Origin of the sequence: Arthrobacter sp. DNA4, from assembly GCF_024362385.1 — a bacterium.
In the GTDB taxonomy this organism is placed as follows: Bacteria; Actinomycetota; Actinomycetes; order Actinomycetales; family Micrococcaceae; genus Arthrobacter.
In genome coordinates this window covers 1643660-1653896 of the sequence record NZ_CP101466.1, presented here as the reverse complement: position 1 = coordinate 1653896, position 10237 = coordinate 1643660, and the positions used below count along the sequence as shown (strand labels likewise).

Genomic DNA, 10237 nt, shown 5'->3' with positions numbered 1-10237 from the left:
TCACTTTCCACAGCGGCTTGTGCCCGGCGGTTTTGCCGTGGCCGGGGCTCCTAGCTGGAGTAGGCGCTGTTTTCGTGCACGTAGTCGTGGGTGAGGTCGTTGGTCCAAATGGTGGCTTCGGCGTCGCCTGCCTGCAGGTCGATCTCCACCAGCACTTCGCGGGGTTCAAGGTCCACCAGGGAGCGGTCATCGCCGATGCTGCCGTTCCGGCAGATCTGGATGCCGTTCATGGCCACGTTGAGTTTGTCCGGCTCGAAAGCGGCGTCGGTGGTGCCCACGGCGGAGAGCACCCGGCCCCAGTTCGGGTCCTTGCCGAAGATGGCGGCCTTGAAGAGGTTGGAGCGGGCCACGGAGCGGCTGACCGTCTCGGCGTCGGCTTCACTGGCCGCGTTGAAGGTCCGGATGGCGATGTCGTGGCTGGCGCCCTCGGCATCAGCGATCAGTTTGCGTGCCAGCTCGGCGCAGACCTGCGTCAGCCCGGCACCAAACGCTTCCGCTGTGGGCACCGCACCGGAGGCTCCCGAGGCGAGCAGGACCACGGTGTCGTTGGTGGACATGCAGCCGTCCGAGTCGGCGCGGTCAAAGGTGACGCGGGTGGCATCGCGGAGGACGACGTCGAGCATTTCGGGCTGCACGTCGGCGTCCGTGGTGAGCACCACAAGCATGGTGGCCAGGCCCGGGGCCAGCATGCCGGCTCCCTTGGCTATGCCGCCAATGCTGAACTCCTGGCCGTCGGCGTCGGTGCCGATGAAGAGCGCCGACTTAGGCACGCTGTCCGTGGTCATGATGGCGGTGCCGGCGGCCGGGCCGCCGTCCGTGCTCAGCGCCGCCGCGGCAGCCTCCACCCCCGGCAGGATCTTGTCCATGGGCAGCTGCTCGCCGATCAGGCCTGTGGAGCAAACGAAGACGTCGGTGGCCGAGATCCCCAGAACCTTCGCCACTTTTTCCGCTGTGCTGTGGGTGTTCTGGAACCCGGTGGGGCCGGTGCAGGCGTTGGCGCCGCCGGAGTTGAGGATGACGGCGTCCACCCGGCCGTCGGAGACCACCTGGCGGGACCAGTGCACGGGGGCTGCTGCCACCCTGTTGCTGGTGAACACGGCGGCTGCGGCCTTGGAGGGGCCGTCGTTGACGACCAGGGCGAGGTCCGGATTGCCGGAGGCCTTGAGTCCGGCAGTGACGCCGGCGGCCCGGAATCCCTGGGGTGCGGTGATGGTCACGGGGCTACTCCCTGCAGGTTGAGGCCGGCGGTTTCCGGCAGGCCGAGTGCGATGTTCATGGACTGCACGGCGCTGCCGGCAGTGCCCTTGGTGAGGTTGTCGATGACGCAGGTGACGATGACCCGGCCGGTGTGGGCGTCGAAGGCCAGCTGCATGGCGGCATGGTTGGAGCTCTGGACCGATTTGGTCGTGGGCCACTGGCCTTCCGGCAGCAGGTGGACGAACGGCTCATCCTCGTACGCCTCGGCCCAGGCCAGGCGCAGCTCCGCGGCCGTCGTGCCGGCCTTGACCTTGGCCGTGGCGGTGGTGAGGATGCCGCGGCTCATCGGCGCAAGGGTGGGCGTGAAGGATACGGTGACCTGCTCCCCCGCCGCGTTGGACAGGCCCTGCTCGATTTCAGGGGTGTGCCGGTGGCCGCCGCCTACGCCGTAGGGGCTCATGGAGCCCATGACCTCCGAACCGATCAGGTTGACTTTGGCGGCCTTGCCCGCGCCTGAGGTGCCGGACGCGGAAACGATCACGACGTCGTCGGGCTCCAGCAGGTGCGCGGCGAATCCGGGGGTCAGGGCCAGCAGGGCGGACGTTGGGTAGCAGCCGGGAACGGCGATGCGCTTGGCTCCCTTGAGGGCCTCGCGCTGGCCGGGGAGCTCGGGAAGTCCGTAGGGCCAGGTGTCGGCGTGGGCGGAGCCGTAGAACTTTTCCCAGGCGGCGGGATCTTCGAGGCGGTGGTCGGCTCCGGCGTCGATGACCACGGTCCCTTCCGGCAGCTGGGCGGCGATCCCGGCGGACGCACCATGGGGCAGCGCGAGGAACACGACGTCGTGTCCGGAGAGGTTTTCCACCGTGGTGTCCTCGAGGATGCGGCTGGCCAGCCCGTGCAGGTGGGGCTGCAGTTCACCGAGGCGGGAACCGGCGTTGCTGTGGGCTGTGATGGCGCCGATGGTCACACCGGGGTGCCCGGCAAGGAGGCGGAGGACTTCTCCCCCGGCGTAGCCGCTGGCTCCCGAAACCGCAACAGAAATAGTCATGCTCCGACTATACAGCAATAGTTATGCATTGGTACTGATAATTATGCATTCGAGCGCGTCCGGGCAACACGGCACTTGTCGTGCCGCACGGGAGTGTCCCTAGGATGGTTTCGGCAGCCGGGGCCGGAGACGCCGGGACCCGCGAAAGGAGAGCCATGACGCACGCAATCGTCGCACGGCAGGCAGGCGGACCGGAAGTCCTTGAGTACACGGAGGCGGAGCCCCCCGTTCCGGGCCCGGGGCAGCTGCTGGTCAAGGTCGGGGCGACCGGCGTCAACTTCATCGACACCTACAAGCGCAGCGGCACGTACAAAGTCTCCTACCCCTTCACTCCCGGTTCGGAGGCCGCGGGCACGGTGGAGGCAGTGGGCGAGGGCGTGACCGGCTTCGCCGTGGGCAGCCGGGTAGCTACCGCTGAAGGCATCAGCTGCTACGCGGACTACGCGCTGGTGGATGAGGATGCCGCACTGCCGGTACCGAAAGGCCTGGATGTTTTCACTGCAGCAGCGCTCCCCCTGCAGGGCGTCACCGCCCACTACCTGATGAATTCCACCTTCAAGGTGGAGCCCGGCCACAAGGTCCTGCTGCACGCGGGCGCCGGCGGCGTGGGGCTGCTGCTGATCCAGCTGCTCAAGGCACGGGGCGCGGAAGTCATCACCACCGTCTCCACCGACGAAAAGGAACAGCTTGCGCTCGACGCCGGCGCGGACCACGTGCTGCGCTACGACGGCTTCGCGGAGCGGGTCAGGGACATCACCAGCGGAGCCGGCGTGGACGTTGTCTACGACGGCGTGGGGAAGGATACGTTCGACGGCTCGTTGTCCGCTTTGCGTGTCAGGGGGATGCTGGTGCTGTTCGGGGCGGCCTCCGGGCCCGTCCCGCCGTTTGACCCGCAGCGCCTCAACGCCGCCGGCTCCCTGTTCCTGACGCGCCCCACCATGGGCCACTACCTGCGGGACGCGGTTGAGCGGCGCTGGCGCTCGGACGAGGTGTTCGCCGCCGCGGCCGACGGCAGCCTGAAGGTCCGGATCGGGGCGCGCTACCCGCTCGGCCAGGCCGGGCAGGCGCACCGCGACCTCGAGGGCCGCAAGACCACGGGGAAGGTTCTCCTGGTTCCCTGATGCAGGGTCGCCAGCCAACAAAGACAGTCCCCGCAACCATTGCAGGTTGCGGGGACTTTTGGCTTCCGGAAGCGCCCAGCTAGCGCTGGACAGCTCCGAAGCGTTCGGCGGCCAGCGCGACTGCGGCTTCACGCGCCGCCGAGGCCTCGTCAGCGGTCAGGGTGCGGTCGGCGGCCCGGAACCGGAGCCCGAAGGCCAGCGACTTCTTGCCTTCTTCGATGCCTTTGCCGGCGTAAACGTCGAACAGGGCCACGTCTTCCAGCAGTTCTCCGGCGCCTTCACGCAGGGCGGCAAGGACCTCGTCTGCCGGCACGTCGGCGGGGACCACGAGCGCCACGTCCTGGGTGGCCACCGGGAACGTGGAAATGTGGCGGGCCACAATCACGTCCGGTGCGGCTTCGAACAGGGCATCGGCGTCAAGTTCCAGTGCCACCGAACGGGCGGGCATGTCCGAGGCGGCCAGCAGCTTGGGGTGCAGTTCGCCGGCGTAGCCAACGGTCTCCCCCGTGCGCAGCGCCAGCCGGGCGGTGCGGCCGGGGTGGAACGCCTGGTGGCTGCCCTGGCTGACCACCAGGTCAACGCCCAGCACGTCGCCGGCAAGCCGGGCCACGTCCAGTGCGTCGGCCCAGTCCCACGCACGGGGCGTGTGGGACGCGGCGGCCGGGGAATCGTGGCCGGTGAAGACTGCCGCGATGTGGAATGGCTGGTTGGGGACGCCGTCGTACAGTGCGTCAAGGACCTCGTCGGCAGGCTTGGCGCCCAGCGGCGGGATGGAGGCTGTGCCCACTGTCCCCCCGGGCAGGAACACCAGGCCGGATTCGAACAGGGCCAGGTCCCGGAAGCCACGGGAGTGGTTGCGCTTGGCCACCTCGATCAGGCCGGGCAGGATGGACGTGCGCAGGTAGCCGTGCTCCTCGCTGATCGGGTTGGCCAGCTTGAGGGCGGTCCGCGCCCCTCCTTCATCAGCCACGCCGAAGGTGTCGTTGGCCGCCTTGGACACGAAGGGGTAGGAGAGGACCTCGGTGAGTCCGGCGTCCGCCAGGGCCTGGATCAGGCGGCGGCGCTGCTGCTGGACGCGCGTCAGTCCACGGCCCGGAGGGGCGACCGGCAGGGTGGCGGGGATCTTGTCGTAGCCCACCAGGCGGGCGATTTCCTCGGTCAGGTCTTCCTTGGTCTCCAGGTCGCTCCGCCAGCTCGGCGGCGTAACCGTCCACCCGGCGTCGTGCTTTACCACCACGGCCCCGAGGTCCTCAAGCGAGGTGACGATCTGCTGCCCGGTGAAGTCGATGCCGATCCGTGCGGCGGCGAAGCCCGCCGGCAAGTCGATGGTGACGGTGTCCGGGGCAGTCCCGACGTCGGTTCCCGCTTCGTCAGCGGTGCCGCTTACCAGTTCCACCAGGAGGTCAACCACGCGCTGGGCGGCGACGCCTGCCACCTGCCAGTCCACGCCCCGCTCGAAGCGCTTGGACGCCTCGGACGGCAGTTTGTGCCTGCGCCGGGAGCGGCCGATGGACACGTCGTCAAAGTGCGCCGCCTCAACCAGGATGTTCGACGTCGAGTCGCTCACCTCGGTGGCGGCACCGCCCATGACACCTGCGATGCCGATGGCGCCGGAGTCGTCCGTGATGAGCAGGTCCTCGGCGTCAAGGGTGCGTTCCTTGCCGTCCAGGGTGGTGATCTTCTCCCCTGCGGAGGCGCGGCGCACCACGATGTCGCCGGAGAGCTTGTCCAGGTCATAGCAGTGCGTGGGCTGGCCCAGTTCGAGCATGACGTAGTTGGAGATGTCCACCGGCAGCGAGATGGAGCGGATGCCGGCGAGCCGGAGCCGGGAGACCATCCATGGCGGGGTGGGCCGGGTGGCGTCCACGCCCCTGACGGTGCGGGCCACGAACCGGTCGCAGCCGGCCTTGCCGTAGATGGGCGCGTCGTCGTTGAGCTTGACGCCGTAGCCGCCGGAAAGTTCGGCCGGTGCCTGGACCCTGGATGCGGGATCCGTGAAGGCGGTCCCGGTGGCGTGCGCGTATTCGCGGGCCACGCCGCGGATGGAGAAGGCGTAGCCGCGGTCCGGGGTGACGTTGATTTCGGCAGCCTGGTCGTACAGGCCCAGGAGCTCCATGGCGTCGGTGCCCACCTCGGGGTCCAGCCCGATGCGGGACAGCACCAGGATGCCGTCATGGTCCTCGCCGATGCCCAGTTCGCGGACCGAGGCGATCATGCCGGCGGAAAGGTGGCCATACGTCTTGCGGGCGGAGATGCGGAAGTCGCCGGGCAGCACGGCGCCCGGAAGCGTGACCACCACTTTGTCGCCCTCAACGAAGTTGTGCGCTCCGCAGATGATGCCCTGGACGCCGGACGGGTCGATTCCGTCTCCGGTGAGGGTCTGTTCCTTGCCTTCGGGGACAACGCGGACCTGGCACCAGTTGATGGTCTTGCCGTTGGTCTGCGGTTCCTTGACCAGGCTCAGGACCTGGCCCACCACCACGGGGCCCTGGAGGGTGTCCGTGGGACGGTGGACGGCTTCTTCTTCAAAGCCGACCTTGACCAGTTCTTCCATAACGTCTTCGGCCGTTGCTCCGGCCGGTACTGCTGCGAATTCCCGCAGCCAGGAAAGTGGGATACGCACTGTTAGATCTCCATCCCGAAGTGCTCGCTGAACCGTACATCGCCTTCGATCATGTCGCGCATGTCGGCAACCTCGTTGCGGAACATGAGGGTGCGCTCGATGCCCATGCCGAAGGCAAAACCTGAATAGACGTCCGGGTCGATGCCCGCAGCGCGCAGGACATTGGGGTTGACCATGCCGCAGCCGCCCCACTCGATCCAGGCCGGGCCGCCCTTGGCGCCGGGGTGGAAGATGTCCAGCTCGGCGGAGGGCTCGGTGAACGGGAAGTAGTTGGGGCGCAGCCGGATCTGGGCTTCGTCGCCGAACATCTGCCGGGCGAAGTGCTCCAGGGTGCCGCGCAAGTCCGCCATGGACAGACCCTTGTCGATGGCCAGGCCTTCGAACTGGTGGAACACCGGGGTGTGGGTGGCGTCCAGCTCATCAGTGCGGAACACCTTGCCGGGGCACAGCACGTAAATGGGCACCTCGCGCTCCAGCATGGAACGGACCTGCACCGGGGAAGTGTGGGTGCGCATCAGCAGATGCGCTTCGGGCGGCTCCACGAAGAACGTGTCCTGCATTTCGCGGGCAGGGTGGTCCGGCTTGAAGTTCAGGGCATCGAAGTTGAACCACTCGGATTCCACCTCGGGGCCCTCCGCGATCTCCCAGCCCATTCCCACGAAGATGTCCGCCACGCGGTCCTGCAGGGTGGACAGCGGGTGGCGCGCACCGGCGCGGCGGCGGCGGGGGGCAGCGGTGACGTCCACGGTCTCCTCCACCAGGATCCGGGCGTCATTCTCGGCTTCGAGCACCGCGGTCCGCTCGGCGAGCGCCTTGTTGACCCGGCCGCGGGAAGCACCCATCAGCTTTCCGGCGAGCGCCTTCTGGTCCTTGGGCAGGCGGCCGATTTCCCGGTTGGCCAAGCTGAGCGGGGATTTCTCGCCGCTGTGGGCGAGCCGCACCGCCTTCAGCTCGTCAAGGGTGGCCGCACCGGCGATGGCGGTGATGGCCTGGTCTACAGCGGCGTTGATGGCGGCCTCATCCGTGGGGTTCGGGATGGCGGCGCCCGGCAAAGTTTCAGTCATCTACTGTTCTTAGCTACGAGTCGTGGCTGCCTGCGGCCGGGGCAGCCCTGCGCGGTTTCCCGCCCGGTGCCTCCGTCGCTGGCAGGTCATGGATGAATGCGCTGAACGTCAGTGTCATTCAATGACCAGGTCAGGGCTCGCCGGCAGGACCGGCGGCCACTGCCCTCCAGTCTAGTAGAACCCTCCGGTTACCATGGCCTCATGACTTTGCGGCAGCACGCGGGTTCGGTGAATGGCCCGACGACGGCCCAGCGGCTCAGGCGGGCAGCAAACCTCCTCAACGGGAGCACCCTGGCCGGGCTCGCCGTCGCCTTGGCCGCCCGGACCCGGATCAGCCGGGGGCCGCGCGGGCTGATCATTGCGGCCGGCTACCGCTGGCGGCTGCCTTTCGCGGGCGCCTACACCCTGGGCAACGTGGTGCTGTGCCGCAGCACGGCTGCGGACCTGCTGTCCCGGCCTGCGCTCCTGGGACACGAGGAACGGCATTGCAGCCAGTACGCGTGGTGCCTGGGGCTGCCCTTCATCCCCTTGTACCTGGCAGCGGCCGGCTGGTCCGTGCTGCGCAGCGGCAATCCGGGGACAGCGAACATCTTCGAGCGGCGGGCAGGCCTTGCCGCCGGCGGCTACCCACTCCGGGCGGCGAGGCAGCCGTGACGGGCCAGGACCAGCAGGGCCGCCGGGATCCTGGGACCATCACCGCCACGGGGACTGGATGGGCAGAAGCGGCGCCGGACCTGATGCTTGTCTCCATAGGCGTGGAGTGCCGCGCCGAATCGGTAGGGGAAGCCTACGCGGCCGCGGGCAAGGACCTGGCGGCAGTTGGCTCGGTCCTCCGCAGCCGGGGCGTTGCCCCGGACGATATCCGCTCGGCCGGGCTGGCCGTCCGCGCCGACCTCGCTTGGCGGGACGGTGAGGGCCAGCGGCTTGTGGGCTACATCGCCTCCAGCAGCCTCGCGGTCAGGCTGCGGGACCTCGGCAGCGCGGCCGGCACCGTTTCCGCAGCCGTCCACACTGACGGGGACAATGTCCGCCTCAACAGCCTGCAGCTGGTCCTTTCGGACGACTCAGTGGTCCGGGCACAGGCCCGTGACGCGGCATGGCAGGACGCGCTCAGTTCCGCTGCGCAGTATGCGGCATTGGCCTCGGCCGGCCTGGGAAGTGTCCTGTCCGTCACCGACCAGCGCCCGGCGCCGGGACCGGTGCCGCTTGCCGGGCTGCAGCGTGCATCCGCCACGGAAGGTCCACAAGTTGAACCGGGCCTGAACCGGGTGGAGGCAGCGGTCACCGTCACATGGGAACTGCGGCCCTAGCCCCTTCGGTGCCTGCAGCGGTGCCCGCCGCGTCGAGGCACTGTTTCGACTGGATTGGACTGTGTGGCGCCTTGACTTAAATTCGAACATGTTTTCGAATGGTCCCATGAGATGGGAAGCGCAAGCACTGGTGCCCACGCCGGACAACGCAGGAGGACCCGGCCCCGCGCTGCTTCCGCTGGCCGGGCTGGTCCGCTCCGTCACCACCCCCGAGTTCGCCGGGATCACGTTTCACGAGGTCACCGCAAAATCGGTGCTCAACAGGGTCCCGGCGGGATCGAAGATGCCTTTCGAGTGGACAGTGAATCCCTACCGCGGCTGCAGCCACGCCTGCGTCTACTGCTTTGCCCGCAAGAGCCACACCTACCTGGACTTCGACGCCGGCATGGACTTCGACAGCCAGGTGGTGGTGAAGGTCAACGCCGCGGAAGTCCTCCGGAAGGAACTGAACAAGGCCTCATGGACGCGCCAGCAGGTGGCGCTGGGCACCAACACCGACCCCTACCAGCGGGCCGAGGGCAGGTACCGGCTCATGCCTGGCATCATCAATGCCCTGGCGGAGTCCGGCACTCCCCTGTCCATCCTCACCAAAGGGACCCTGCTGGCACGGGACATCCCGCTGCTCAAGAGTGCTGCCGCACAGGTGCCGGTAGGGCTTGGGATTTCCCTGGCCATGACCGACGAAGCCCTATCCGAGGCCATCGAGCCCGGCACCCCGGGTCCCAGGGCCCGGCTCAAACTGGTGTCCCGGCTGCGCGAGGCCGGGCTGCCCTGCGGCGTCATGGCGATGCCCATCCTGCCGTGGCTCTCCGACAGCGACGAAGCCCTGGATGCGCTGTTCGGTTCCCTGGCGGCTGCCGGCGCGACCGGAGTCAGTGCGGGCGCGCTGTACCTGAAGCCGGGCACCAGGGAATGGTTCATGAAGTGGATCGCCGCCAACCATCCCGAACTGGCCGGCCGCTACCGGCGGCTCTACGGGACCGGCTCCTACGCGTCCAAGGAATACCGGACGTGGCTTGCGGGCAAGGTCCGCTATTTCAAGGCACGCCACGGCTTTTCGCATTCCTCCGGTTTCAGCCACCGGGACCTCAACAACAGGGACCTCGACAACCGGGACGTGGATGATCCACGCGCCGAGGAAGCGGAGTACCCGGCGGGGATCATTCCCACCGCGGTTACCGGAACATCCCCAGCCGACTCCCCGGCAGCGTCCTCTTCGGCATCCCGCCCCGCGGTGCAGGAATCGCTCTTCTAACCGTTCGCAGGTCTAAGCGTCCGCTGGGTGGTTCTCTCCGGGTCTAACCCTGCGCCGGGGACCCGGGCACCAGTGCCGCCACTGACTCCAGGAGGGCACGGACAATCGGGTAATCGGCCGGAATCCACGGCAGCCCAAGGACTGCTTCGCTGTCCTGCAGCCGGATCCAGCGCAGTTCGTCATGGTCTTCCAGGGGTGCAGGTTCGCCACGGGTCACTTCGGCGAACCACACCCTCATGCTGGCCCGGTCGTTGAGGGGCCAGACGGCCGGTGTTTCCGCCGGCAGTTCTGCTCCCAACCGCACTCCGATTCCCAACTCCTCGGCCAGCTCCCGTACCAGCGCCGCTTCGGCAGCCTCGCCGTGTTCCACCTTGCCTCCGGGGAACTCCCACAGCCCGGCGAGGTGCTCCGGAGCGCTCCGCCTCGCCACCAGCAGTGCCGTTGGATTGGCCAGCGAGTCCACCACGGCTCCGCCCACTACCTGAATCAGTCCAGTCACCGGCCCATTCTATGGGCCACAATGGGAAGGTCCAGGAACGTCAGTTTGCCTTCGTCCGGCCGAAGCGCCGGGAATAGCTCCTGCCTGCCAGGGGTTTGCCAGACTGTCCGGACCGTCCCG

The 10237-nt window shown here is 68.2% G+C and carries 9 protein-coding genes; 4 read left to right on the top strand and 5 right to left on the bottom strand.

Annotated elements, in window-relative coordinates; all coding sequences use genetic code 11:
- Nucleotides 1–50 precede the first annotated feature (50 nt).
- Both argJ and argC read right to left on the bottom strand, forming a co-directional pair.
- Complete coding sequence (gene argJ / locus NMQ03_RS07675) at nt 51–1217, bottom strand: bifunctional glutamate N-acetyltransferase/amino-acid acetyltransferase ArgJ (protein WP_255175078.1); 1167 nt, start codon at nt 1215–1217, stop codon at nt 51–53.
- Entirely contained in the window at nt 1214–2245 is a 1032-nt protein-coding gene (gene argC / locus NMQ03_RS07670; protein ID WP_255175077.1) for an N-acetyl-gamma-glutamyl-phosphate reductase, read from the bottom strand. Before argC ends, argJ begins: the two co-directional genes overlap by 4 nt.
- A 155-nt stretch (nt 2246–2400) precedes the next feature.
- Here argC and NMQ03_RS07665 point away from each other — a divergent pair, with 155 nt between their 5' ends.
- Nucleotides 2401–3366 (top strand): quinone oxidoreductase, encoded by a 966-nt coding sequence (locus tag NMQ03_RS07665; RefSeq protein ID WP_255175076.1) that lies wholly within the window; start codon nt 2401–2403, stop codon nt 3364–3366.
- Between the two features lie 79 nt (nt 3367–3445).
- Here the strand turns inward: NMQ03_RS07665 and pheT are convergent, their stop codons facing one another.
- Nucleotides 3446–5989: a phenylalanine--tRNA ligase subunit beta gene (gene pheT, locus NMQ03_RS07660; protein ID WP_255175075.1), complete on the bottom strand. Its 2544-nt coding sequence runs from the start codon at nt 5987–5989 to the stop codon at nt 3446–3448.
- A gap of 2 nt (nt 5990–5991) precedes the next feature.
- Nucleotides 5992–7053, bottom strand: coding sequence for a phenylalanine--tRNA ligase subunit alpha (gene pheS, locus NMQ03_RS07655; RefSeq protein WP_255175074.1), 1062 nt, complete (start codon nt 7051–7053; stop codon nt 5992–5994).
- A gap of 201 nt (nt 7054–7254) precedes the next feature.
- Here pheS and NMQ03_RS07650 point away from each other — a divergent pair, with 201 nt between their 5' ends.
- From NMQ03_RS07650 to NMQ03_RS07640, 3 genes are all read left to right on the top strand, one after another.
- Nucleotides 7255–7707 (top strand): hypothetical protein, encoded by a 453-nt coding sequence (locus NMQ03_RS07650; protein ID WP_255175073.1) that lies wholly within the window; start codon nt 7255–7257, stop codon nt 7705–7707.
- Nucleotides 7704–8363, top strand: coding sequence for an SIMPL domain-containing protein (locus NMQ03_RS07645; RefSeq protein WP_255175072.1), 660 nt, complete (start codon nt 7704–7706; stop codon nt 8361–8363). The genes NMQ03_RS07650 and NMQ03_RS07645 overlap by 4 nt, the downstream gene beginning before the upstream one ends.
- 106 nt (nt 8364–8469) lie before the next feature.
- On the top strand, nt 8470–9618 hold the full coding sequence (locus tag NMQ03_RS07640; protein ID WP_255175071.1) for an Rv2578c family radical SAM protein: 1149 nt from the start codon (nt 8470–8472) through the stop codon (nt 9616–9618).
- 43 nt (nt 9619–9661) lie between these two features.
- On the opposite strand, the gene NMQ03_RS07635 is transcribed toward NMQ03_RS07640, so the two are convergent.
- Complete coding sequence (locus NMQ03_RS07635) at nt 9662–10117, bottom strand: (deoxy)nucleoside triphosphate pyrophosphohydrolase (protein ID WP_303695084.1); 456 nt, start codon at nt 10115–10117, stop codon at nt 9662–9664.
- Nucleotides 10118–10237 lie beyond the last annotated feature (120 nt).